The sequence below is a fragment of the Bremerella sp. TYQ1 genome, from assembly GCF_020150455.1.
Taxonomy (GTDB): domain Bacteria; phylum Planctomycetota; class Planctomycetia; order Pirellulales; family Pirellulaceae; genus Bremerella; species Bremerella volcania_A.
Map to the genome: position 1 here is coordinate 2,194,892 of NZ_CP083740.1, position 24,200 is coordinate 2,219,091.

At 54.3% G+C, this 24,200-nt stretch carries 22 protein-coding genes; 8 read left to right on the top strand and 14 right to left on the bottom strand.

Annotated elements, in window-relative coordinates:
- Positions 1 to 63 precede the first annotated feature (63 nt).
- The 9 genes from LA756_RS08340 to LA756_RS08380 form a co-directional block, all read right to left on the bottom strand.
- On the bottom strand, positions 64 to 1,104 hold the full coding sequence (locus LA756_RS08340) for a DUF1559 domain-containing protein (protein WP_224439411.1): 1,041 nt from the start codon (positions 1,102 to 1,104) through the stop codon (positions 64 to 66).
- 260 nt (positions 1,105 to 1,364) lie between these two features.
- Positions 1,365 to 1,667 (bottom strand): hypothetical protein, encoded by a 303-nt coding sequence (locus LA756_RS08345; RefSeq protein WP_224439412.1) that lies wholly within the window; start codon positions 1,665 to 1,667, stop codon positions 1,365 to 1,367.
- Positions 1,668 to 1,777: 110 nt separating this feature from the next.
- Entirely contained in the window at positions 1,778 to 2,824 is a 1,047-nt protein-coding gene (locus LA756_RS08350; protein ID WP_224439413.1) for a DUF1559 domain-containing protein, read from the bottom strand.
- A gap of 232 nt (positions 2,825 to 3,056) precedes the next feature.
- A complete protein-coding gene (locus tag LA756_RS08355; protein WP_224439414.1) occupies positions 3,057 to 3,743 on the bottom strand; it encodes a helix-turn-helix transcriptional regulator in 687 nt (228 codons plus the stop codon).
- Positions 3,744 to 3,880: 137 nt separating this feature from the next.
- The gene (locus LA756_RS08360; RefSeq protein WP_224439415.1) at positions 3,881 to 5,068 is read right to left on the bottom strand and encodes a VCBS repeat-containing protein; all 1,188 of its coding nucleotides are present in this window, start codon (positions 5,066 to 5,068) and stop codon (positions 3,881 to 3,883) included.
- A gap of 104 nt (positions 5,069 to 5,172) precedes the next feature.
- Positions 5,173 to 5,595, bottom strand: coding sequence for a hypothetical protein (locus tag LA756_RS08365; protein WP_224439416.1), 423 nt, complete (start codon positions 5,593 to 5,595; stop codon positions 5,173 to 5,175).
- 47 nt (positions 5,596 to 5,642) lie between these two features.
- Positions 5,643 to 6,695: a M28 family peptidase gene (locus LA756_RS08370; RefSeq protein WP_224439417.1), complete on the bottom strand. Its 1,053-nt coding sequence runs from the start codon at positions 6,693 to 6,695 to the stop codon at positions 5,643 to 5,645.
- Between the two features lie 16 nt (positions 6,696 to 6,711).
- Entirely contained in the window at positions 6,712 to 7,755 is a 1,044-nt protein-coding gene (locus LA756_RS08375; RefSeq protein ID WP_224439418.1) for a glycosyltransferase family 9 protein, read from the bottom strand.
- Between the two features lie 100 nt (positions 7,756 to 7,855).
- The gene (locus LA756_RS08380) at positions 7,856 to 9,070 is read right to left on the bottom strand and encodes a PDZ domain-containing protein (protein ID WP_224439419.1); all 1,215 of its coding nucleotides are present in this window, start codon (positions 9,068 to 9,070) and stop codon (positions 7,856 to 7,858) included.
- A gap of 122 nt (positions 9,071 to 9,192) precedes the next feature.
- Here LA756_RS08380 and LA756_RS08385 point away from each other — a divergent pair, with 122 nt between their 5' ends.
- Positions 9,193 to 10,062 (top strand): class I SAM-dependent methyltransferase, encoded by an 870-nt coding sequence (locus LA756_RS08385; RefSeq protein WP_224439420.1) that lies wholly within the window; start codon positions 9,193 to 9,195, stop codon positions 10,060 to 10,062.
- 6 nt (positions 10,063 to 10,068) lie between these two features.
- A complete protein-coding gene (locus tag LA756_RS08390; RefSeq protein ID WP_224439421.1) occupies positions 10,069 to 10,869 on the top strand; it encodes an RNA methyltransferase in 801 nt (266 codons plus the stop codon).
- Between the two features lie 120 nt (positions 10,870 to 10,989).
- On the opposite strand, the gene folD is transcribed toward LA756_RS08390, so the two are convergent.
- Positions 10,990 to 11,874, bottom strand: coding sequence for a bifunctional methylenetetrahydrofolate dehydrogenase/methenyltetrahydrofolate cyclohydrolase FolD (folD, locus tag LA756_RS08395; RefSeq protein ID WP_224439422.1), 885 nt, complete (start codon positions 11,872 to 11,874; stop codon positions 10,990 to 10,992).
- Between the two features lie 375 nt (positions 11,875 to 12,249).
- Here folD and LA756_RS08400 point away from each other — a divergent pair, with 375 nt between their 5' ends.
- Complete coding sequence (locus LA756_RS08400; protein WP_224439423.1) at positions 12,250 to 13,959, top strand: NADPH-dependent assimilatory sulfite reductase hemoprotein subunit; 1,710 nt, start codon at positions 12,250 to 12,252, stop codon at positions 13,957 to 13,959.
- Between the two features lie 133 nt (positions 13,960 to 14,092).
- Here LA756_RS08400 and LA756_RS08405 read toward each other — a convergent pair whose 3' ends face one another.
- Entirely contained in the window at positions 14,093 to 15,748 is a 1,656-nt protein-coding gene (locus tag LA756_RS08405; RefSeq protein WP_224439424.1) for a formylmethanofuran dehydrogenase subunit A, read from the bottom strand.
- 95 nt (positions 15,749 to 15,843) lie between these two features.
- The gene (gene tatC, locus LA756_RS08410; RefSeq protein ID WP_224439425.1) at positions 15,844 to 16,986 is read right to left on the bottom strand and encodes a twin-arginine translocase subunit TatC; all 1,143 of its coding nucleotides are present in this window, start codon (positions 16,984 to 16,986) and stop codon (positions 15,844 to 15,846) included.
- 365 nt (positions 16,987 to 17,351) lie between these two features.
- On the opposite strand from tatC, the gene LA756_RS08415 reads away from it, so the two are divergent.
- From LA756_RS08415 to LA756_RS08430, 4 genes are all read left to right on the top strand, one after another.
- Complete coding sequence (locus LA756_RS08415) at positions 17,352 to 18,323, top strand: type I phosphomannose isomerase catalytic subunit (protein WP_224439426.1); 972 nt, start codon at positions 17,352 to 17,354, stop codon at positions 18,321 to 18,323.
- 102 nt (positions 18,324 to 18,425) lie between these two features.
- Positions 18,426 to 18,686 (top strand): membrane or secreted protein, encoded by a 261-nt coding sequence (locus LA756_RS08420; protein ID WP_224439427.1) that lies wholly within the window; start codon positions 18,426 to 18,428, stop codon positions 18,684 to 18,686.
- Between the two features lie 93 nt (positions 18,687 to 18,779).
- A complete protein-coding gene (locus LA756_RS08425; RefSeq protein ID WP_224439428.1) occupies positions 18,780 to 19,763 on the top strand; it encodes a pseudouridine synthase in 984 nt (327 codons plus the stop codon).
- Between the two features lie 20 nt (positions 19,764 to 19,783).
- A complete protein-coding gene (locus LA756_RS08430; protein ID WP_224439429.1) occupies positions 19,784 to 20,635 on the top strand; it encodes a dihydroorotate dehydrogenase electron transfer subunit in 852 nt (283 codons plus the stop codon).
- Positions 20,636 to 20,689: 54 nt separating this feature from the next.
- On the opposite strand, the gene rpsT is transcribed toward LA756_RS08430, so the two are convergent.
- Positions 20,690 to 20,968, bottom strand: a complete 279-nt coding sequence (gene rpsT, locus LA756_RS08435) for a 30S ribosomal protein S20 (protein ID WP_224439430.1) — start codon at positions 20,966 to 20,968, stop codon at positions 20,690 to 20,692.
- 72 nt (positions 20,969 to 21,040) lie between these two features.
- Positions 21,041 to 22,486, bottom strand: coding sequence for a hypothetical protein (locus tag LA756_RS08440; protein ID WP_224439431.1), 1,446 nt, complete (start codon positions 22,484 to 22,486; stop codon positions 21,041 to 21,043).
- 167 nt (positions 22,487 to 22,653) lie between these two features.
- On the opposite strand from LA756_RS08440, the gene cobA reads away from it, so the two are divergent.
- On the top strand, positions 22,654 to 24,198 hold the full coding sequence (cobA, locus tag LA756_RS08445) for a uroporphyrinogen-III C-methyltransferase (RefSeq protein ID WP_224439432.1): 1,545 nt from the start codon (positions 22,654 to 22,656) through the stop codon (positions 24,196 to 24,198).
- The last annotated feature ends 2 nt before the right edge of the window (positions 24,199 to 24,200 follow it).

A 24,200-nucleotide genomic window follows, 5' to 3' on the forward strand; every position in this document is an offset into this window, starting at 1 on the left:
CCAGGTACGCTTCCGCCGAGTCAGGAAGGTAAGAACAAAACGTGATTGGACAGCCCAAGCGTACTAAGGCAGCTGGGCAACTTCGCCGCCACTCTTACTTCCCATGGCACCCCAAACGCCGTAGGGACTTTGTCCCGAAGTGACTTGAGCTTGCGTCAGGTCGCCGGTGTCGATGGTTTCCGGAATGAAACGAACCGAAGCATCGGCCAACGCCACGTTCACGCCGCCAGGATGATTGCTGGACAACGTCGTTAACGCTCGATCAGCGTTTTCGTTGGTGTCGTTCCAGCAAGAAGGACCATTCGGTCCAATCACCGTGGTGAAGCCAGTAAACGTGCTCAAGCCGTCGTTCCAGCGCTGACTTGCAGCAGGATTCGAGCCGCTGGTAAAGCGTTTTCGATCGGTTGGCGAAACGGCATCCCAGCAGGTACTCGGATCAGAAAGCGAGACGCTGTTGGCATGCGTCTGATTGATGAACGGCGTCTGAAAGTCGGTCAAGCGTTCCCCCATCATGACGGTGTTGCTCGTTCCGTCAGTAATATCACGGAACTTCTTATCGAGTTCAGAACTGAAAATCCCGCGGAACTCGGTGTTGTTGTCCTGCGGATTGTACGTATCGACGTACGAGTCGCCGATCGAAAATCGGTAGCTACTCGGAGCAATGGGACGATCGGTTCGATAGGTCTTGGTAGCCCCGGTATCGGATGGACAGAGAAGGGCTTCGAGTCGCTGCTGCCACGGGGCGAAGTTCGGATCCCATGGTTCCGGCGGCTGCGATGTGTACACCGACGTATCGTAGTTCTTAATCTGATCGGCGAGGGCGTTCTGCTCCAGAAACGGCAACAGCATCACCATCCCACCTACACGTTCGTGATAAGGACCTTCTAGGAAAGCCAATCGCGGGAACTGCTGGAATGTGTCGTGATGATTGTGCAAAGCCAAGCCAAGTTGCTTCAGCTGATTTGTACATTGGCTACGACGAGCCGCTTCACGAGCTTGCTGCACAGCCGGCAGCAAAAGGGCGACCAAGACACCAATAATGGCAATCACAACCAACAGTTCGACAAGCGTAAAACCACGCTTGCGAAGCGCAATGGTAGACATACTCTGTTCCTCGGGGGTGTTAAGATAGAGGAGAAATGCAGGAAAATACCAAGCCGAGAATTCGGCGGGCAAATCAACAGGAGGTGGACACAGCCCACCGATCGAATGCCTCAATTCGATCGGCATGCGGCAGCAGAAAACTACCACCTATTGCATAGTATCTAACACCTCTAAGACCGACAAGTTTCTAAAACCAGATAAGATTTATTTCTTTTTAGGCCGAAAAACACTTACCCGCAGGCAGCTCCGTGCGGAATCACTTACAGCTTCTCCATCATCTTTTTCGCCTGACGGGCAGGGCTGCTGGCTGACTTCTGAAGCTTCTCATATTCAGCTCGCAGCTCTTCCGCTTTCTCAGGCTCTGTCTCGGCCAGTTTCGTAATCCGATTCTCGATCGATACCATCTCGCTACCTAGCTGATTCGAGCTAAGGATGCCTTCCAAGTCTTGACGAATCAACTCCGTCACCGGCCGGGTATCGGGAGGAACCGGAGTGCTACCGGCACCGCATCCGACAACTGCGGAAAAAAGAACAATCCACGAAATATGAGTCCACGCAGACATGGCGAGTTACCTAAATGAAAGATGGTGGGCGATGCAATGACGTGAGCCTTCGCGTGGCGTTTGAGATCTGAACTCAGAAATCAAACGCACCGTTTTCGCGAATGAGTTTCTTAAGGAAGCTGGATCACTTGGCCGTCGTCGCGGCCACCAAAGTATTGCCAGATTTTGAGATCAATCGTTTCGCCGACGAAACTAGAGGAAGCGTCTCCCTTGACGACAATCACGCCGCCAGGATGCTGACTTCTTGCCGTGTAAACACCATCGCGGTCGGATGCGATACCGCTGCTGCTTTCCTGGCAATTAGGGTAACGCCAATTCGGTGGGGCGATGGTGTTAAGGGCCGTTTGGGTCGGCAGAGGCATCATCCAGTGCTGGCCATTTTCACCGTTGTGGGCTGTCTCTGCGGCACAAGCGGAACCGAACGAATCGATGTCGGCCTGACTCGGGTATTGCCACGTTGGGACGTCGGATCCAATGCGTGGTTCCGAAGTGTTTCCGTTGGCCAACTGATCGTCGTTGTTATCGCCGGTCAGATGTTCCGACATCATCAGCGTGTTGCTCAATCCGTCGGTAATGGCATTGAAACCAAGCTCAGGAGCCCCTTGCTCAACGCCGCTCAAAATCCTGACTGGACCACGGAACATTCCGTTTTGATTGTCGGGATTTGACCAGGAGTTGGACGAGCCATAGCTGACTGCATAATTACAGCCGGCACCATCTTCCCACGATGCAGCAGGATTGGTCGGATAGTCTTTATCCGAAGGGCAGCGGAACGCATCGATGCGGGTTTCGCGGACTGCGTTGTTGCTGCCAGCAGCCCAACTAACGTAGAAATTGTTCGAGGAAACCTGAAGTTGATCGTACAGATTACCTTGTTCGATAAACGGTAGGATACGCACCAGGGCACTGTAGCCTTGGTAAATGCTGATGTTTGGATCTCCAGGACGGTAGTTCATCGCAGGAAGCGTATTGTACGTATCGTGATAGTTATGAAATGCGAGGCCCAACTGCTTTAGGTTGTTGGTGCATTGCATGCGCCGTGCTGCTTCACGAGCTTGCTGAACAGCAGGCAAAAGGAGGGCGATTAAGACACCGATGATGGCAATCACCACCAACAGCTCAACCAGCGTAAAGCCGGGACGTTTTGAGGCAGGCATGACAGGCGATCCAGAAAATGGGGTAGGGTAAGGAAAGCAGAATGAAAGCGACGGTGGAGCAAGTCGCAAATATTTGGGGGGGTAAAGCATGAACAATTAACCCATGCTTATTTGTTAAACCATAACCCCAAAAAGGTGGATCGTCAATTCATACCGCTTTACTGCGATTTTGCCCTTGCCACATTAAATCCTTAAGCCAAAGAGATTTAGCAACGTTGGTCACACTGTTTAGTTACGCTGCGATGCGTCGTGGTAGGTGTCCTGATTCCAGGAACGTGGTGACCAGTTCGCTGTTGAACGTGGCATCCATTGACTGAAGGAGGCCGCGGTTCATTTTGAACTCGATGAACGAGGTGTACTTTAGCGTTACCCCGGTATCGGGATGGCGGATATTGCTGTCGGTTCGCATCACGATGAGATCTTCGCGCGGAGCGAAGAACTTCCGCAAACCTTCCACGCCGAGGTATTCAAAACAGCGGTAGAACTCTTCGATCTGCCCGCCGAGCGAACTCAAATCGAACAACCCAGTCCAACCGAGTCGCTCTGGATCGCCGTTGATCCACCAGCGAAGCGAAGGATCGATCAGCGGGTTTTCGTTCACCAAAAAGTCAGGCCGATTCGAAGTGATCGATTGCATCGCGACATCGACGATTGAGTTGGGATGATCGATGAAGTGATGCTCGTTAAGCAGCAGCGGCGGCGCGGCAGGATAACGATAAGCTGAAAAGCGATTGAGAACTTCTGCTAACGCTGCGATCGTCCGACGATTGACTCGTTTTCGAGCATGCTCGATGTTGTGAATCGTCCGCACGTCGACACCGACAGCGTCGGCTAGCTCTTTACGAGTCAGATCCAAATCGTCCAAGAAGAACGAAAGCCGCCCCGCGACGGTGTGTACCCCAGTTGTATGACGTCCCATGTTGTCGTGCCCCTGTCCCGAAGTTGCGAATTGCTACAGCGATGGGATACAACCAAGTCTAGGTACGTAGAAATGGGGGAGTCAATGCCGATCTGGGCCGCTATCGATTCTTTGAGCCGCTTCTTTTGCAAAACCACTTACTTCGCGAGAAACAAGAACGTTCCCTTCTTGTTGCCGGCGATGATATCGGTTTTGCCATCCCCGTTTACATCGTGAAGCGTAATCTGCCGGCCGGTGCCGCTATTGTCGTCGATCTCGACTGGAACAAACGTCAGTTCACTGGAAGCATTTCGATTGGCCAGAAAAACGGCGAGCACTGCAGGGTCTTTGGCGCCAGGGTCTTTGCCGTTATGGGCCCAGTAGCATTTGCCGGTGACGATATCTTCGACGCCATCGCCATTCATGTCGGCCAATTCGACGGCGTGCAGTTGGCTGAAAACCAACTTGCTTGCCGACTTGTCTGGCGTTCCCATGATCTCGTGCTGCTTGAACTGGATTTCGCCGTTTTCGCCTTGCGTTTGTTCATGCCAAACAAGTCCGTAGCCATGTCCATGCAGGCTGGTCACAACGTCGTTATCGCCATCTCCGTCGAGGTCTACCGCGTGCATGCCGGCGCCGCCAGGTGCGAAGCGGTAAGCATGTTTCGTCCATGGTGTATTACCGTCCCAATTCTCTGGCTGCTCCCACCAACCTTCCGGCATTAGGAAATCTTGTCGCCCGTCGCCGTTGATGTCGCCGATACCTAGCCCGTGCTGATAACGCCCCCAGCCTTGCTTTTCGGAGATAGGCGTCCATTGCCAGCGCTGAGTTGGATCGTCTTGACTAGGACGTGCGTAACCAAGCTGACCTTCAAAGTGACAGATCAACTCTTTCTTACCGTCGCCGGTGATGTCGAGAAATGCAGGCGCCTCGTTGTCGACGGCAGGAAACGCAAAGTGCTTCTTCCAAGGTTCGCCGGAGGTGTTGTTTTCGTACCAATGGGCAGGAGTGCCTGGCAAGCCAACAACAAGCACGTCGTCTAACCCATCGCTGTTAAAGTCGGCGACGTACGAGAAGAAATTGTCGGAATAGCCTCGGTCGTTCGGAAATGCTTTGCCATCGTAGAACTTGTGCTTGTCTTGAAAGTCAGGCCCGGCAAACCAATAGGGTCCGCAAACGATGTCGGTCTTGTCATCTTGATTGAAGTCCCCGACCGACGCTCCTTCGGCGAAGTATTCTTCGGTGAGCTGAATCTTCGCGAAGCTTGGTGCCTTGGGGACTTCCGCCCTCAGTGGACCAACCAACAGAAGCAGGGCAGGGCAGAGTAGCAAAATGCGGGGTGACATATCAGGAACTCCGAGGCGGGGTAAGCAAGAGACGAGTCGAGTCCCTTATTCTCCCAAGCCAAGTAGCCGATGTCACCCGCGAATCGGAAAGAAATTACGCTCGGTTATTCGTCGCCGCTCGAGCTCGCTTGAGCTTTTTCTTCTCGCAGGCGTTTGACTTCTTCTTCCAATGCACGACGGCTGGCAATGCGTTGGTCACGAAGTGAAAGAATGTAGGTTTTCGTCGCGAAACCATCGATCCCGGCCAGCACAACAATCCGCAACAGCAACAACGTGACGCAGGCCCAGTAGAGAACAAAGAAGACGTTGTGCGGAATGGCGTTGCTTACCAAAAACGCGACGGCGATCATCACGATGGTGCTCGTCACTTTCTTGCGACGCTTGACTTGCGAGAGCAGATACTCTCGCTTCTGAGCATCCCATTCGGTGTGCTTTTCGATCATCTTGATTGTGTGCAGATGCTGTGTGTGCATCATCCAAGCAACCACGATCAAAATGAAAGCGATCAGCGCGGTGGCGAAAAGCATTGGTCAGTTCCACCCCAAACTAAGATGGCATTGGATTCAACTTGCAGTTATTCGACTTCCTGCAGCCATGTCAGCACCACTTTGCCTACTTTGGCCAACGAATCGGCCGAGCAGTTTTCAGGCACGTCCTGCTGCGTATGCCAATATTTTGGTCCATAGCCAGGACTTGGGTAGTCGAAATCGATAATATCGATGATCGGAATGCCGCCGATATCGTGCAAGGGGACATGGTCGTCGTTAACCGTATGTCGTGGCCTGCGAACGAATTCGGGAATATTCAATCGATTCGCAACTCGCCAGACATCAATTACCAGCGGCCGCGTATCTTTCCAGGACAGGCTGTTGCGTTCCTGGTAAATCTGCAAGTCCTTATCGCCAACCATGTCGAGCAGGATGCCCCACTTATAGCGGAAGTCGATGTCGGCACTGCGATATCTCTGAGCCAGATAAGTTGACCCCAGGAAAAACGGATCGCGTTCTTTATCGAAGATGAACTCTTCGGCATCCAGGAAGACAACATCGATGCCGTATTTGGTATCCAAGTCGGCCAGATGCCGAGAAAGCTCCATCAGTGCGGCAGCTCCGCTCGCGCCGTCGTTGGCCCCCAGGAAAGGAGCTTTGGGATTCTCGGGATCTTCGTCGGCATAAGGGCGAGTGTCGTAATGGCAGCACAACAAGATCCGTTCGGTTCGTTCCGGATGAAACCGCCCAAACAGATTGGTTAGCGTGACCGGTTGGCCTGTTTCAGGGTGGCGCACTTCCCACGACTGCTTAACGACCGTTGCCCCATGCTTGGTCAGATGATCTTCAATCATCTGCTGCTGCTTTTGCATGGCCGGGCTACCGCTGATGCGGGGACCGAGATCACAGATATCTTTCAAATGCTGATAAGCTTTTTCGCCGTCGAAAGGGAGAAAGCGTGAAAGATCTTCCGGGCCGTTTACATTCGCTGCTGGAGGCTGCTGCTCCTCATTGCCCCGGTTTAATGCCATCATCACGACAATCGCGATCACGCCAATAAACCCGGCGACCATTTTGCTCCAGCGAGGGATCGGTTGTTCTTGCGGATCGGAAGGCAAAGCCAAGCTCGGTAAAGACACAGTTACAGTCCAAAAGTTACGCAGCTTTAGGATGCCGCATATTGAGCAGGATGTCTACCTGGCTCAGGACGTCCACCGTGGCAATGGCTTGCATCGCCTCGTTTCCAGCACGGCGACGCTTGCGGCAGGAAAGAGGATCGTGCACGTTTTGAACCGTTCGGTGAATGCCGCGACAAGGACTATAGTACTCTGACTTGGTCACTCCGAACAAGGAAATCGTCGGCGTTTCGAGGGCTACTCCGAAGTGTAGCGGCCCCGTATCGCCGCTGATTAACAGGTTCGCATGCCGAATCGTTTCTTTCATTTCGGCGATCGACATTTTCGGTAGGATGCTGACCGAATTCGGCGCGATGGCTCGAGCCGTTTCGGCGGCTTCTTCGGCGTACTTGTATTCGTCGTCGTTTCCCCACAGCAAGACACTGGGAATCTCGTACCGCATGCTCAGATCGGCGGCGACTTCTCCAAAGCGAGCCGGAACCCAGGTCTTCGAGAACCATCCAGCACCAACATTCAGCACGGCATAACGTCCCGAGGCAATTACCGGCATCCGTCTGGCCATCGTTTCGTGTGCCACCGCATCGTACGGCATCTGAAACTCAAGCCCTGGGTTCTCGATTCCCAGCGGTTGGAGAAGCTCGAGGTACTTCTCGGCGATGTAGGTTGATTTCGGCGTGATGTGCCTACCGGCTAGATTCGGCGCGAGTTCCCGCGCTTGCCCGCGTGTGAAGGTGATTTGGTGCTTTCGCCCGGAAAGCCAGCCAGCGGCGGCGCTTTTGGTAAGGCCTTGTACGTCCAACACGATCTCGAACTTGTGCCGCGACAAGGCACGACGCAAGCGATTGATCTCGGCCGGCTTGGTGAGCCAACCTTTTTCAACGGTGAAAAGGAAGTTGAGATCAGTTCGATCGGCCAACACTTTGGCAGCCATCGGCTCGGCAACCCAACCAATTTGTGCCGCGGGGAATTCCTTTCGCAGTGCGCATAGCACCGGCAGAGTCAGGACGGTATCTCCCAGAGCACTCAATCGCGTAATAAGAATTCTAGGGGCAGGTGATAGCATGTGGCCGACAACTCCTTTTGTCGCGTGCCACTTCTGGCGGCACGAAGGCGAGCCGTATCGTAGGGGCAATCGCCTTGCGAGGGCAATAGAGGTTCACCCGCTAATACAGTTCGCGAAGCTGCCACTTCCCCAACAACACGTCGAGCTTGCGTGTCTGAGTGCCGCGAATGGTCGTCATTTCGACCCGATCGCCAGCTTTTTTGTCCTTCAGCAGTTCGATCAAGTGCATGAAACTTTCGACTTCCGTTCCATTCACCTCGGTAACGGTATCGCCGCCACGAAGCCCCGCTTTGTACGCCCCAGTATCTTGATCGACACTTTGCACGACACACGGGCCACGCGTAGCATCATTGGAACCGCGAACTCCTAGAAAGCCACCGCTGCGAAACTTGATGTTCTCTGGCAAGCGTCCAGGCAACGCAGCCATAATGCTTTGCTGCTCGTTCTCATCCTGGAAAAGCTCTTCGCCGTCGATCACCATTCCGTAAAGTTCGGCACTACCGAGGCTATTCATCTTGGAAAACAGCGGGGCAGGGCTCCCCTTCAGATTCAAGTAATAAAGTCGAATCCAGTTCAGCTTTGGCAAGATCGGTTCTAGCTCGCGAAGCATTTCGATATCGACTGGGCCATCCTTCACCGTCAGAAGCCGAACGTTGGGCATCTTGGCGATCTCGGCAAACCAGTCGGCGGTGACTTTGTCGTTCTCGATCTGGACATCTTCAATGAACGACAAGTGCTGCAGGTAATGCAGATGTTTCGCATCTCCGGTGTACGCGTCCGTAATCCAAACGCCAGGGCCTTCGTCGACCGTTTGAAACCCTTGGATCGGGCCGAAACTAGTGAACTTCACACCGAGACTGCTTAGGATGCGAATCGCACGTTCCTGCTGAACAGGCTGAATCTTCTTCAGCACATCCCCAGCATAGGCTGCCACCCGATCATGCTCGGTCGCGGCAATGAGGGCCAGTTTGGCACTAGCTTCGACTTCGGTTTCGATGTCATCCCCAATGGCAAAAGCCCGTAGCACGTGAATGCAGCGAAAGGCTTTCTCAAGACTTCCTGTCCGCACGGCATCGGCCAACGGCTGGATCGCTTCACGCTTGGCAGAAATCAATTTCTGGGTGGCATTTTCGCGCAATAGAAACTTGTCGCTGTCGAGTTGATCGATCCACTGCGCGATTTGAGCCTTCGTTGGCGCTTCCGCAGCGTCGGCAGCCGGAGCAGCGACTGGCTCGGCGGCAGCAGCCAACGAGCACCACACGTGGCCGACCCAAATCAGGCAAGCGAACAGACTTAGAATTGGGCGAGGTGTCACAAGCGATCTCGAAACAGGGGACGACGACAGGCGAGCCATGTTCTGTTATTGTGGAAAGATACTGCCAATTATTCCAGGGCAAAACCAAAATCTCGCCCCTAGCCGTACCACTGCCAACCCATATGACCGACGCCGATCTGGCTTCCTTCCAGTATAGCTTGCTCGACTTCGGCTCTGGTCGAAAGCTGGAGCAATTCGGATCGGTAGTGCTCGATCGGTATTCTCCATCGGCGGAAGGATTTAAGGCCTCTCAGCCTCAAAACTGGTCGAAAGCGGCTGCCAAGTATGTTCGCCGAACCGAAACCCAAGGAGACTGGCTCGATGCCGATCGTCTCCCGCAAAACTGGGAAGTCGCGGCAGGCCCGCTGAAATTTCGCCTGAAGACCACCAAGTTTGGCCACTTAGGACTTTTCCCCGAGCAGTACGCCAATTGGAAATGGCTGCAAGAGACTTGCCGGAAAAGCCCGCAGCCACTGAAGATCTTGAATCTGTTTGCCTACACCGGCGGATCAAGCTTGGCATGTGCCCTCGGCGGAGCAGAAGTCGCCCATGTCGATGCGGCAGCGAATGTCGTGAAATGGGCACGCTCCAACGCCGAACTTTCCGGCATGAACGAAGCCCCCATACGCTGGATCGCCGAGGACGCGCGAAAGTTCGTCAAACGTGAAATTAAACGGGGCAATACGTACGACGGCGTAATCCTCGACCCTCCCACGTACGGACATGGCTCGAAAGGGGAAGTTTGGCGAATCGGCAAGCACCTGCCACTGCTGATGGGCTATCTCAACGAACTGTTAAACGAACGCCCCAAGCTGGTTTTGCTGACTTGCCATTCGCCAGGCTACGAAGATGGCCCGCTGAAGCAGATGCTGGACGACGCATTCCCTAGCATTTCGACCCGGCAGATCCGATCCGGTCCGCTGACTATTTCCGATACGAAGGGGCGTCAACTTCCCAGCGGTTACTACGCTAGTTTCGAGAACGTGACGTAAACATCGATGCCAGAAATCATTCGCTCACTTCAGAATGCTCAGATCAAGTCCGCAGTCCGCCTGCGCGATCGACGGGGGCGAATGCAAAAGGGACGAACCATTATTGATGGCCTCCGCGAGATTCGCCGGGCCCTGGAATCAGGATTCCCAGTCGAATCGATCTTCGTGTTGCCGGAAGCGTTCTCTGGTCCTGAAGCGGACGAGTTTGACGACGTTGTTGCCAAGCATGGGGACCTTCCATTTATCCATGTCGCTCGGAATGTGATGACCAAGCTGGCGTTCGGCGAACGAATTGAAGGGGCCGTGGCGATTGCCGAAATTCCACGACGATCTCTGCAGGACGTTCAATTGCCGGAGAATCCCCTGATCGTTGTCATGGAAAAAGTCGAGAAGCCAGGCAACGTCGGAGCAATATTAAGAACAATTGATGCCGTAGGAGCGGACCTACTGATTTCTGCCGACGGCGGAACCGATCTCTTCAACCCGAATTCGATTCGAGCAAGTTCCGGAACAATTTTCACCGTTCCCCTGGTCGATGCAACTTCGGAAGAAACGATTCAGTTCCTGCGTGACCGAAAGATACAAATCCTCGCCGCTCGTGTTGATGGTTCGGTACCGTATCTCTCGATCGACATGAAAACGCCGACCGCGATTGTCCTTGGCAGCGAAGCACATGGGCTGAGCGAAAAGTGGCACCAAGAGGGCATTACCAATATTCATCTGCCGATGAACGGGATTGCCGATAGCCTGAATGTCTCGACCACCGCTGCGGTGCTTTTGTACGAAGCACTCCGTCAACGAACGTAACCCGTCGAAACTAGAAAATGGTAGGGGCATCGCTTCAGATGGCTCTGTCCCCTCTGTGCTGTCGTACTGAACACGGTAGAGCTTCCGTTTCGCTCAGCGTCAGCCTACTTCAAATGTAGGCTATGTATCCTGCTGAATCATTGCCGCTTTCAGCGTATTTTCCAACAGCATCGTAACCGTCAATCGGCCGACGCCGCCAGGGACTGGGGTAACGGCTCCGGCAACTTCCAATAACGGATCGTATTCGACATCGCCGCACAAGCCGTCGTCGGTTCGATTGATTCCGACATCCACAACCACCGCCCCAGGCTTGACCATGTCGGCGGTGACGAACTTCGGAACCCCGATAGCAGCGACCAGAATGTCAGCTTGCCGGGTCAACTCTTTCAAGTTTGGCGTGCGACTATGAGCCACGGTAACGGTGGCATTGGCATAGTCGGCACCGCACGTTTCGCTCGTCCGCTGCATTAACATCAGCGCCAAGGGCTTGCCGACGATGTCGCTGCGCCCAAGAATAACAACATTCTTTCCCGCAGTCGGCAGATCGAAGTGCTTCAGAATCTGAACGACGCCATGTGGCGTACAGGGAAGAAAATTTGGTCGTCCTTGCGAAAGCAATCCAACATTGCTCGGATGAAAACAGTCGACGTCCTTTCGCGGATCGATCGCATCCAGCACTTCCGAGGCATCCAGATGCTTCGGAAGAGGTAGCTGAACCAGAATGCCGCTGACTTTGTCGTCCTGATTAAGCTGCTGGACAAGAGCCAGCAGATCGTGCTGCGAGATATCCTCCGGCATGCGAAACAACTCGCTGGTCATTCCCACCTTTTCACAGGCTCGTTCCTTATTGCGAACGTACACCTGGCTGGCGGGGTCCTCGCCGACCAAAACGGCTGCCAAACAAGGAGTTACGTCCGTCTTCGCTTGAAACTGCTTCACGCGATCGGCAATGTCTTCTTGCAAAGCGGCAGAGACCGTTTTTCCGTCCAGAATGGTCGCAGTCACAGGGAGCCTCGGGCAAATCGTGCGGGAATGATGGGAAACGAGACCATTTTATATCCCTAACCCAACTAGTAACCACCGGGTAGTTTTCAGTTTTCGACATCAAAAGCGATTGCTGGCCACCCCATGCCGCACTCGCTGACGTTGCTCTACGAAAACCGAGACATTCGGCTGCGGGATGTAAAGATGGGTAATATCGCCTAGGTAACCCGCGTCAAATTGACGCATTACGCAGAATTGCCCGAATGTGTATATTAGGCGCGTGATTCCACGAAATGGCCGGATTGCCATGCTTGGAATCCGACAGTTGCATGCCGAAAACCGATTTTCGCAGGCCTTTCCATCCTGCCACCCACTTTCCCCGAATAACTTTGCTCCATGGCTTCTACTGAGAAAAAGCTGAGCCCTGTCGAGGGCATCAAAGACGAAAGCAACTACCTTCGTGGCACCCTGGCTGAAGAGTTTTCCGATGGAACGGACCACTTCAGTAAGGAAAGCATCCAGCTGATCAAGCATTTCGGTATGTATCAGCAGGACGATCGTGATGCACGAGCCGCCAACCGAGCCAAAGGTGCCGGCAAAGAGTACATCATGATGATCCGGGCCCGTCTGCCGGCCGGTTTGCTGACCGGGAAGCAGCTGATGGAAGAACTGGATCTGTGCGACGACATCGGCAACGGCACGCTTCGCATCACCAGCCGTCAATCGACCCAGTTTCACGGGGTCAGCAAGGACGACGTTCGCCAATTGATGCAGCGAATGAAGGGGGTTGGCCTGACGACCCTGGGTGCTTGCGGCGACGTGAACCGTAACGTGATGTGCTGCCCAGCTCCGTTTAAAAACAACGAACTGCACGACCAAATCCAAAAAACGGCTTTCGAGATCGCCGACCACTTCGCTCCACGCACCGGAGCGTACCGCGAGATCTTCCTGCAAGATCCTGAAACCGGCGAGAAGATCCAAGTCGACGAGAACGGCAACGAAGTCGTCGAGCCGATCTACGGCAAGCATTACTTGCCACGTAAATTCAAGATGGGCATCTGCCTGCCGGAAGACAACTGCATCGACGTCTACACCCAAGACCTCGGCATGATCGCCGTCCACGAAGGTGGCAAGATCGTCGGTTACAACATCCTTGTCGGTGGCGGCATGGGTCGTACACCTTCGGCAGATAAAACCTACCCAGCGTTAGGTCTGAAGCTGACCTACGTCTCTCCGGAAGACTTGATCGGGGTTTGCGAAGCAGTTGTTAAAGTTCAACGCGACTTCGGTAACCGCGAAGACCGCAAAGTGGCTCGCCTGAAGTACACCGTTCGCGACATGGGCCTGGAAGAGTTCAAGAAGAAAGTCGAAGAATACTTCGGCCGTGATCTTCCAGAACCACACCCAACCGACGTCACAGAATTCGACGACCATAAAGGTTGGTCCGAGCAGGGCGACGGAAAATGGTTCTATGGGCTTAATGTCGAGAACGGCCGTATCGCCGACTTTGAAGACTGCAAGCTGAAGACCGCCATTCGCGAAATCTGCACGACCCTGAATCCCGGCATTCACTTCACCGGCCACCAGGACATTATCTTCAGTGGCATCGAAGAAGGCGACAAAGCCAAGCTGGAAGAGATTCTCAAAAAGCATGGCGTCGTGCTGACTTCCGAAATCAGCAACACGCTGCGGTGGTCGATGGCTTGCGTAGCATGGCCAACTTGTGGACTTTCGATTACCGAAAGCGAACGAGCTTTGCCAGGCATGGTAGACGATCTGGAAAAGGAAGTCGCCAAGCTGGGTCTGGAAGACGAAAAGTTCACCCTCCGCATGACTGGCTGCCCGAACGGTTGTGCTCGCCCGTACAACAGTGACATCGGCCTGGTCGGACGCGCCAAGGAAAAGTACACGATGTTCCTCGGCGGCCGCCGACTCGGTAATCGCTTGAACTATATCTACAAAGACATGGTTCCCGCCGATGAAGTTGTTCCGGAATTGGTGAAAGTCTTCACCGTATTCAAGGAACAACGCACCGAAGGGGAAACCTTAGGCGACTTCTGTGACCGCCTAGGCCAAGAGAAACTGCTGGAAGCTACCGGCGGTTAGCAAGTAGGGTGCGTCTTGACGCACCACGAACGGAATACTCGACTAAACACAAAACGCGTGGCAGTGCATAGTGCATTGCCACGCGTTTTCGCTTCGAATTGCGATGGATTGCCCTGGTGCGTCAAGACGCACCCTAAGAACTGGCCACCGTTTCCACGTCGCCGAGGTGATGCTTTTCGATGGCAAAGTTTCGGAAGCGGATCGTGTGGGCATCGTCGAACCATTTTTGGATTACCGGCAGTTGCCCGTCGTCCATGCTCGGTGAAACCGAGAACAGCTTGCCGAACACTTCACCACCCAGTTCTCCATCTTCGACGATCACACGTCCAGCTTGCACGACGTAGCGCGGACGCTGGAACATTTCCGTGCGATTGGTACTTGGCGTGTAAATGGTAACGTCGGCGTCGGCACCTTGGCCGAGATGGCCTTTCTGCTTCAAACCCAGCATCTTCGCAGGACCGGCCCTGGTAATAATGGCGATCTCATTCAGCGAATACTCACGATCAAGTTCCGCCAGCGTGGTACGATCCCCCAACTGCTGATGCATCTTCGCAATCGCTTCGCGGCGAAATGCCGAATCCATCAACAGGTGAATCACTTCGGGGTACCTGAAAATAGCGCCGCCATTAGGATGATCGCTACTCATCGCGATCTGCCACGGATCTTTCACCAGCAAATACCACTCGAGCGCTGCCGCCCATTGAATGGCGTGTACCAGCACTTTCTGTGGCTGAAACTCCATCGGAATCACGCCACAGCTTGCTTCCAGTTCGCTATCAGCGGCGTACCACCGATTTCCGCTTAGCTTGGAAAGAAAGTAGCCGAATGGCGCATCGCCGGTTACCCCTAAGGTTTTGCCTGGATTCACGTGCCCCACGTCGATGGTAATGTTCGGATTCTCGTTGACGAATTCCGCGAGCATCGGCGCCGCCGAGCGAAAGCTGCTCGGATCGTTTTCGTCGCCCGCGTAGCTGTGAAACTGCGTATGAGCAAAGTGCCCCCGATGCCCATCGAGGGCCTGCATCGTTCGCAGTGTGGTCTCGCTATTGCCTGGCACACCAAGATTGTTGCAATGAATGTGAACCGCATGCGGAAGATTCAAGCGATCGACCGAAGCGGCCAGGTTTCGCACGATCGCCCTGGGCGAGACGCCGAACCCAGGGACTGGTTCGTCCAATTGCTGAACCGTTTTGCGACTGATTTGTTTCCAGTTTTCGACGCCGCCAGGGTTCACGACTTTCACGCCGTACGCGTGCGTCGAACCCAACGCCCAAGCCAGATAGGCATCGAGGCAGTCGCTACGTTCTTCGCGAATCCGATCCATCACGAACTGGTTGTTGCCGAACAGCAAATAAAAGCCTTTGTCCAGCAGCGGTGTATCGAGAAAGTCTTCGTGGGCATGCCGCGCGTGCAGACCAGGAATGGCGGCATCCATCGCTGTCGTGTAACCCAGCCCGGCAAACATGTACCCCGTACCGACACAACTCGGTAGCAGGCCGCCACTCGCGCTTCGGCGACCTTCGCTGCGTGGGATGCCTTCGTCGCGGCGATACTCTGGCGTCATCTGACGACCAATGTTGACCTTCGGTCCGGCAATATGGCAATGCATATCAACCCCGCCGGGCATGACTACGTAGCCACGGCAATCAATTCGCCGATCGACAACCCGACTCTCTTCCGCCGGGGCGGGGACAATCTTGCCATCCTTCATCCAGATCGAACGTGTCTCGCCATCGACACCGTTAGCCGGATCGTGAACGGTTCCGTTTTCAAGGACGAGATATCCCAAGCGTCGATCCTTCCGAGCAGCAACGAAAATTGTCGTAGGATGGCGAATCCACTGAAAGCGCCGGATGCCATCCTACAACGTTTCACGCGGTGAGGCTAATTGGCCGCAGGGAAGGGCTTGCGGATTCCAGGCATCCATTTACACAGACCAATCCCCAGGGCGTACAGCAAGCTCAGCGGAACGGCCAGCAGCAGCATACTGATCGGGTCAGATGGCGTGAGAATCATCGACAGGAAGAAGATCACCATCACCGAGATTCGCCAGTTGTTGGTGTACGCTTCAATACTGAACAGCCCGATGCGGTTGAGCAGCAACATCACCAGCGGCAGTTGGAAACTAATCCCAAAGCCCAACGGCAACATGATCACAAATCCCATCCACTCGCTAATTCGTGGTCGTGGATCGATCCCGGTCATCAGGTTGAAGCTGAACAGGAAGTCCAACACCGGCTCGAAGGCCAGGAAATAAGCAACCGCCGCACCGCCAAAGAACAGCGTCAAGCTGAACGGCATGAAGATCCAAACGTATTTCTTTTCATGCGGATAAAGCCCTGCGGCAACAAACTGCCACAAGTGCCAGAAGATCCCTGGGCTGGCAATGATGAAGCCAAACACGATGCCAGCTTTCAGCCAAATCATAAACACTTCTTCCACGCGAAGTGCTTCAGTCGAAGGCTCGATTCGCTGCCAGGTTCGCATCCGAACAGGTTCTTCCTGCGGCAAAACTTTGGCATCCCGCAGCGCCTTCAAGATGTCTTCATCGTCAAGCGACTCATCGGTTGGCAGTTCGGCTTCTTCCTCTAAGGTCGCTTTGTCCTCTTCCTTCTGCGCCGCAGCATCTTCTTCCGCTTTTTCAGCATCGGCTTCCTCCTCGGCGGGCGTTTCGGCGGAGTTTTCCGCAAGACGACGCACTTCAGCCGGTTCGATCCACATGTCGACGGCGACCCAGTCTTTGTCGCGTAAGTGCTTGGCGACCGCGGTCTCTTGCTCGCCGGTCAGCTTGATGCCGAGATTTTCTTCCAGCTTGGCGATCGATTTCTTCTGATAATATCGCATCAGCGCCGACTGAATCGGTTCTTCAATGAACTTCACCACGTCGCTACCGAAGTACAAACCGATGGTAACTCCGACGATCAGCCAAATCACGGCGCGAAACAGACAAACACGCAGTTCCTCCAGGTGATCGCCGAAGGACATCGAGGAACCTTCGAAGAAGTCATCGTTGATTTTGCTGTTCATTCCTAGAACCTCAGTGCAGGAAGCGCATCGCCATGGGTTTGCGGGGGGACAGAAGGTCGCGGTAAGCTTAGTCCTGAACGGATCTGGGTGACCGACGGAAGCCTTCGTCAGGCAACCGCTTCACGCCTATCGAAGCGATCAGGTTGTCTTACCATGTTGGTGGATCCTGCCCGGCACCCCGAAAGAGCACTTCGCGCGACAGCAATGGGGCTTAGAAAAAGGCCGGTCCTGCCACCAAACATTGGTTTTATCCTACCAACGACTTCGATTCGTTACAATGAGGCGGCGCCCCGTCAGGCGAGTTTACCGTTTTCAGTCTTCCGCATTCAGCAAATTCGATACGACCGGAATTGAGAGGACGCACCGTGCCGTTGAACTACCCGTTGATTTTCAAGCCAACATTCCGTGACTATATCTGGGGAGGCCGACGCCTGGGGACGGTACTGAATAAACCGATTCCAGACGAAGGGGACTACGCGGAAAGCTGGGAAGTGGTCGATCACGGCGAAGACCAAAGTATTGTGGCCAATGGACCAGAAGCCGGGAAAACGCTTGGCCAACTGGTTAATGAGTTCCCGGAAGATCTCTTCGGCAGCAAAACACCGTCCGCGACATTTCCGCTGCTGTTCAAATTCCTGGACGCCAACCGCGACTTGTCGATCCAAGTCCATCCAGATGACACCCAAGGCGCGAAGCTCGATCCACCAGATTTAGGCAAAACCGAAGCCTGGTACATCCTCGATGCCGAGCCAGGGGCGAAAGTTTACGTCGGGCTGAAAGAAGGGCTCACCCAAGAAGACCTGGCTAAAGCGGTTGTCGAAGACAAAGTCATCGACGCAATGCACGTGCTGGAACCCCAAAAGGGTGACTGCTTGTTCATTCCCGCGACAACCGTTCATGCACTGGGAAAAGGTCTTTTGGTTGCCGAAATCCAACAGGCCAGCAACACTACGTTTCGCCTTTTCGACTGGAACCGCGTAGGAGCCGATGGAAAGCCGCGGCAGCTTCATATCCAGGAGTCGCTCGACACAATCGACTTTGAAAAGGGCCCTGTCCAGCCACAAGAGCCTCAGCCAACGTCAGATCCGGACATTGAACGACTTGTCACCTGCGACAAATTCATCCTCGATCGCTGGGAGTTTGACGACCGAAAGTCGATCGGGAGCGACCGCAGCTTCCATATCGTGGCGGTCCTCGAAGGCAAAGTCCGCTCGTCGCACGCCCATTTAGACCAGGCACTTGGAAAGGGATCGACATTCCTGGTCCCCGCTGGATGTGGCCCGCTGCCGCTAAGGGCGCTGGAACCAACCGTGCTACTGGACATGTATTTGCCCTAAAAAAGGGGAAATTAGTTCTCCATTGCGGCAATTTACGGAAACCGGTAAGGTTCGCGAAAAGAAGCGTTTTCGGACGCGTTCGGACCTGCCTGGAGTTTTCCTATGTTGCTTCGTCTATGCATTCTCGGCCTACTGCTACTACCTTCAGCAGGCTGCGCGTCGTTGGCGAGGCCCAATTGGTTCAACCCCGGGACGGTCGAACAGCAGCGACTACGGGCACTGCATAGCGACCCATATCCCGATACCGAAGCAGGCCCGGAAATGGTGGGCGTTCGTCCACGGGAATACAACTCCTCGCTGCCGGAAGCGGTTAAGAACCAGCCGTACAGCTTTCTCGACCCCTACGGAAACCCCGCGTTTTAGCAGGTTTGCCTCGGCTCCCCATGGGCGATTGCGATCTCAAGGCGTATCATAGTGCTATTCGCCTGAGTCCTTTTTTCGCAGTCTATTGGCCCTATGCCTGGTTCATCGTCATCGTCTTCCTTGGTCCGCCTTCACAAAGTTTTGGCGGAAGCCGGCATTGGTTCGCGCCGTAAGTGCGAAGAGATCATCGAGGAAGGCCGTGTTGAAGTTGACGGTGAGTTCGTCACCGAACTAGGGACGACCGTCGATCCAGCGAAACAGAAAATCACCGTCGATGGACAGCGAATTCGCGTTCGCCGCAAACAGTACTTCATTCTGAACAAGCCCGTCGGTGTGATCAGCACCAACTTTGATCAGGATGGGCGAACCAGGGTGATCGACCTGCTGCCTCAGGAAGAGCGGCTGTTCACGATTGGCCGACTCGATCGCCAGAGCGAAGGGCTGATCATCGTCACCAACGACGGCGAACTGGCCAACCAATTGGCCCATCCTCGTTATGGCGTGGCGAAAACCTACCACGTGGAAGTGGCCGGGGCTGTTTCTGTCGATGCAATCAAGATGGTGCAAAGCGGCGTCTATATTGCCGAAGGCTTCATCAAAGCGGAAAGCTGCCGACTGAAACGCAAGCTGCCCAAAAGCTCGATCCTCGAGATCATTCTGCGAGAAGGTAAAAACCGCGAAATCCGCCGGCTATTGGCGAAAATCGGCCACAAAGTCCTTCGCCTACGGCGCGTTGCCATTGGTCCGTTGAAGCTCGGTGAAGTCCCTGCAGGGGCATTTCGCGAACTAACGCCTGCGGAAGTCAAATCGCTTCGCGACAGCTCCGGCAAAGCACCGTCATCTGGCGGTCCCAAACGAAAAACCGCAGGGCGACGCGATGCCGGCACGAGTCCGACTTTCCGCACCGGCAAAAAAACAACCAAGAAGAGCCCCACCTATCGCGGCGGCAAGAAGAAGACCAAGAAGAAAACCGCCAAGAAGCCGCTCGCTACGGAATCTCGTCGCGGCCAAGGACGCGTTGTTAAACAGCGGGCCGAATCGCGTAAGAAACAGCAGAGCCGCCGCAAGAAGAGCTAAGAGAAAAGGATTGGAAGCCGATGTCCCAGTTCCAATTTCAAGCGACGTCGATCGTCGAGAACGTCCCGTTGGCTGCTCGCATTTTCCGAGTTCGCTTTGAAGCCCCCGAGATTGCGGCGAAGATTCGTCCTGGGCAGTTCGTGATGGTCCGCATTGCCGATTGCTTAGACCCTCTGCTCGGTCGAGCGTTCGCATTGTATGACGTCATTGCCGACGAGAACGGCCAACCGAAGTATGTCGACGTCGTTTACCAAGTCCACGGCAAGCTGACGTCACGACTGAAACAGCTTGAGCCAGGCCAGAATCTGGAAGTCTGGGGCCCACTGGGCAACGGTTTCACCCTTCCGGAAACCGAGCATTTGATCCTGGTAGCCGGGGGAATCGGCCAGACGCCATTCCTGGCCGTTGCGAAACAAGTTCTAGGGCAACAGTCGTACGGGGCAGGGGAGTCGACGACCAAAAAGCCTAAGAAGGTCACACTCTGCTACGGAGCCCGATCGGTTTCCGATTTAGCCGGACTGGAAGACTTCAAAGCGACCGGAATGGATCTAAAGATCTGCACCGACGACGGAAGTGCCGGACATCATGGCTTGGTGACTTCGCTTTTAGATCAAGCTCTCGCAGAAGACATCGGCCAAGCTCACGTGCTGTGCTGTGGCCCTGAGAAGATGATGGAAGCGGTCAGCGAACTGACGACCGAGCGAGACATTCCGTGCCAGGTTTCGCTCGAAACGCCCATGGCATGCGGTATTGGTATCTGCTTCACGTGTGTCGCCCCAGTCCATCAAGAGGACGGCACCTGGGACTATAAACGAACATGCGTCGAAGGACCAATCTTCAACGCATGTGACATTGCTTGGGAGCATGCCTGATCGATTAGCGATGCTTCGTAAAACGATCAGGCGAATTCAAACAGCTTCCGCGAACTAGGCGGCAGCTTTGTCTTTGGCGCTCTTGATGTGGTAATTCAGGCGCGACTTCAGACGCGAAGTGGTCTTGGGATGCAGAACATGCTTGGCACCAGCCTTGTCCAGCTTCTTGACCGTGGTAACGAACAATTCGTCTGCCTTGTCGAATTCGTTCGCAGCAACGGCTTCTCGAACCTTGCGAATGTACGAACGAATCGAGGACTTAACCGCACGATTGTGAGTACGGCGAACCACATTCTGGCGAAGACGTTTTTTGGCGCTCTTGGTATTAGGCATGATTGAACCGGGTAATCGGAAACGAACAGTCCTTTGTCAGACTCTTAATAGAAGCTAATCATCATGCCGCATTTACTTGAGTTTGTCTAGCCGTCGCTTGACATCTTTGTACGCTGGATCCATTTTCTCCAGTCTTTTGAGGTAAGAAGTGGCCGAAGACCACTCTTTGAGCCCCTGAGCGAGCACGCCGGCTCGGTACAAAAGCAGCTTTAATCGCTCGGAACTCAAGTTGTCAGCATAGTTTAGCGCTTCTTCGTACATCTCCATGGCAGTCATGAATTTCTTACGAGCCTGGAGGCACTCACCTTTGCCGAGGTAGCAAATTGCTAAAAGTTTCTCGTCTGCCAACGCGATTTCATCGAAGATTGCTTCCGCTTCCTCATAATTTCCCATCCGCTTGAGCCGCAATCCAAGCTCGTATTTGATGCTCAGATCGTCCGGATGGCGTTCGCTGCGTCGCGTATAGATCTCTAATTCGAGTCGGTTAAGATCATTCTTCGCCGTCTCGACCAACTCCAGCAATTGCGGGCTCGACTGCGAAGAGGCCTGATTCTGGGCCATCTGGTAGCGGTGTCGACCCTTCTGAATCAGCAGATCTTCCCGCTTTTCGGTCAATTCCATCGAGTCGCCGAAATGGGCCTGAGCCTCTTTCCAGACCGATTCCGCCTCAAAGAATTTCCCTTCTTCGACCCACAAATCGATCAACTTCATGTAGTTGTCGACTTGATCGGGATTGTCTTCGATCTTGGCTTTGAGCTTTTGCTTCTCGTTCAGCTCAATCTTCTTCGTCGCAGGGCGCTCTTGGACCTCGGTCGATTCGTTCCCTTGCTGCGTCGCTTGTCGCCGACGAACTTTCGCCGCATCGGCCGGGTCGATTCGATTGGTGACCGTCGCTAAGCCTTTCGCGCGACGTTCGCGATCGATCGTCAGCTGCGAAATCATCTGATTCGCTTCTTTGTCGCCGCGGTTTTTGTCCTCGATAAAATGCCACAGCGAGATGGCCTGATCGAACTGCCCAACGCGACCTAAGTAACGGGCACAATGCCGCATCACTTCCATATCGCCTGGCGAGCCGTCCATCGCGTTTTTCATGTAGCGCAAGCCAACTTCGTTGTAGCGCATCGCTTCACAAGCATCGACCATCGCCCTGAGCACGACGCTGTCGTAAGGGTTGCTCTTCAGCAGATCGACCCCTTCTTTGATGACGTCTTGCCACTTTTTCGCAGACAGGGCCTTCTTCAAACCACCCTTTCCACCAAAACCGGAAAAGAGCGAACCCTTCTTTTTCCCTTTGAATTTGAGGTCGAGATTTTCAAGCATTTTCTCGACATAGACGAGATTGGCAGGGTCTCGCTTGCAGCAGTCTCCGAGCAAACTATGCGCGTAGTCATAGTCGTATTTCTGCTTACTCATCATCTGCGTTGCATGGTCGAACAACCGCTGAAGCTGTTTTCGCATCGCAGGCGAGACTTCGTAGTCGGCATCTTCCGAAACCGAGAAACTTCCACCGTCAGACATAAGCTGTGCCAAATCTATCGGACTTGCATGATGAATTTACAGGGCTTGCCCAGCACAATAATCCGTTACTCCTATTGTATCAACCGCTTCCGTTAAGGGGCGGATTCGTTTTAAATTCACGGAAGAGTACCATTTCCGCGACTTAAACCTCCTGATGAGGGGCCGCCGTGACACCCAATGTTCAAGATACAACCGCCAAGCCAACCGGAACCGTATACCTGGTCGGCAGCGGTCCCGGCGACCCTGGTCTTGTCACCGAAAAGGGAATTCAGTGCCTGCGACAGGCCGACGTCGTTTTGTACGACTATCTTTCCAATCCACAGTTGCTGGAGTATGCCACCGCAGCACAGGAAATGCATTGCCTCGGCAGCCACGCTCAGCGCAAGCTTTGGTCCCAAGACCGCATCAACGAGGAAATGGTCGCTCAAGCGAAGCAGGGTAAGACTATTGTGCGACTGAAAAGTGGCGACCCAACCGTCTTTGCCAGAGCCGCGGAGGAGATCGAAGCCTTACGAGCAGCAGACGTTCCTTTTCAAATCGTCCCTGGTATCACAACCGCACTCGCCGCGAGCGCCTACGCTGGCATTCCCTTGACCCATTCCGAGCATGCTTCGGCCGTTGCGTTTGTCACAGGGCACGAGAAGCCCGGCAAAGATGGCTCAGCGATCGACTTCGGAGCACTCGCCAGCTTCCCCGGAACGCTGGTCTTTTACATGGGCGTCACCACGGCTCCACAGTGGTCAGCACAACTGATTCAACATGGTAAGTCTGCTGACACGCCATGTGCGATTATCCGCCGGTGCAGTTGGCCTGATCAAGAAACGTTTCGTTGCACGCTGGGTGAAATCCCTAACCTGCTGCACTCAGGCTCCAAAATTCGTCCGCCGGTGATTACCGTCGTGGGAGATGTTGCGGCCGATCGCAGCATTCCGAACTGGTTCGAGCAGCGTCCGCTTTTCGGTCAATCTTTCTTGATCACACGCCCAGAACATCAAGCGGCTGAGCTTCGTCGGCCACTGGAAGATCTTGGGGCGGAAGTGTACCTACAACCGGCGATCGACATCCGCTCCGCCGACGATCCTGCTCCGCTGGACAAAGCGATTTCAGACCTGAAATCGTTCGACTGGATCGCATTTTCCAGTCGAAACGGCGTAACGTTTTTCATGGATCGGCTGCTGCAGTCTGATTGGGATTACCGAGCGATTGGACACTTAAAAATTGGAGCCATCGGTCCCGGCACAGCAGAGCAACTTGAGCAATATGGCTTCAAAGCCGACATCTTACCCGAAGAATACCGTGCCGAATCGCTAGTCGAAGCGATGGGCGAAAGTGTCGCCGGAAAGAACGTGCTCTTACCCCGGGCATCTCGCGGTAGAGATGTTCTTCCGGTCGGACTGTCGGAGCTCGGGGCAAACGTGACCGAAGTAACCACCTACGAAAGTACCGACGTCACAGAAGTTTCAAGCGAAGTTATCAAACGGCTGGAAGGGGAGGGCTTCGACTGGGTGATCGTCACCAGCAGCGCGATCGCCCGGGCAACCGCGGCGCTGGTTCCAGACGCTTTAGCAAACAGCAAGATCGTCACGATCAGTCCGATTACGTCCGACACGATTCGCGAACTTGGCTACGAACCGGCCGTGGAAGCCGAAGTTTTCACCATGGATGGCATCGTTGAAGCGATTCTCAAATATGCTCAAGACAACGCCGTTTAGCG

Excerpts from the sequence above, each read along its gene's own strand:
- LA756_RS08350 (WP_224439413.1), bottom strand. The coding sequence starts at position 2,824 with ATGCCTGCCTCAAAACGTCCCGGCTTTACGCTGGTTGAGCTGTTGGTG.
- LA756_RS08385 (WP_224439420.1), top strand. The coding sequence starts at position 9,193 with ATGACCGACGCCGATCTGGCTTCCTTCCAGTATAGCTTGCTCGACTTC.
- LA756_RS08355 (WP_224439414.1), bottom strand. The coding sequence starts at position 3,743 with ATGGGACGTCATACAACTGGGGTACACACCGTCGCGGGGCGGCTTTCG.
- LA756_RS08340 (WP_224439411.1), bottom strand. The coding sequence starts at position 1,104 with ATGTCTACCATTGCGCTTCGCAAGCGTGGTTTTACGCTTGTCGAACTG.
- tatC (WP_224439425.1), bottom strand. The coding sequence starts at position 16,986 with ATGAACAGCAAAATCAACGATGACTTCTTCGAAGGTTCCTCGATGTCC.
- LA756_RS08345 (WP_224439412.1), bottom strand. The coding sequence starts at position 1,667 with ATGTCTGCGTGGACTCATATTTCGTGGATTGTTCTTTTTTCCGCAGTT.
- LA756_RS08365 (WP_224439416.1), bottom strand. The coding sequence starts at position 5,595 with ATGCTTTTCGCCACCGCGCTGATCGCTTTCATTTTGATCGTGGTTGCT.
- LA756_RS08360 (WP_224439415.1), bottom strand. The coding sequence starts at position 5,068 with ATGTCACCCCGCATTTTGCTACTCTGCCCTGCCCTGCTTCTGTTGGTT.
- LA756_RS08420 (WP_224439427.1), top strand. The coding sequence starts at position 18,426 with ATGTTGCTTCGTCTATGCATTCTCGGCCTACTGCTACTACCTTCAGCA.
- LA756_RS08400 (WP_224439423.1), top strand. The coding sequence starts at position 12,250 with ATGGCTTCTACTGAGAAAAAGCTGAGCCCTGTCGAGGGCATCAAAGAC.
- LA756_RS08440 (WP_224439431.1), bottom strand. The coding sequence starts at position 22,486 with ATGTCTGACGGTGGAAGTTTCTCGGTTTCGGAAGATGCCGACTACGAA.
- rpsT (WP_224439430.1), bottom strand. The coding sequence starts at position 20,968 with ATGCCTAATACCAAGAGCGCCAAAAAACGTCTTCGCCAGAATGTGGTT.
- LA756_RS08390 (WP_224439421.1), top strand. The coding sequence starts at position 10,069 with ATGCCAGAAATCATTCGCTCACTTCAGAATGCTCAGATCAAGTCCGCA.
- LA756_RS08430 (WP_224439429.1), top strand. The coding sequence starts at position 19,784 with ATGTCCCAGTTCCAATTTCAAGCGACGTCGATCGTCGAGAACGTCCCG.
- LA756_RS08425 (WP_224439428.1), top strand. The coding sequence starts at position 18,780 with ATGCCTGGTTCATCGTCATCGTCTTCCTTGGTCCGCCTTCACAAAGTT.
- LA756_RS08375 (WP_224439418.1), bottom strand. The coding sequence starts at position 7,755 with ATGCTATCACCTGCCCCTAGAATTCTTATTACGCGATTGAGTGCTCTG.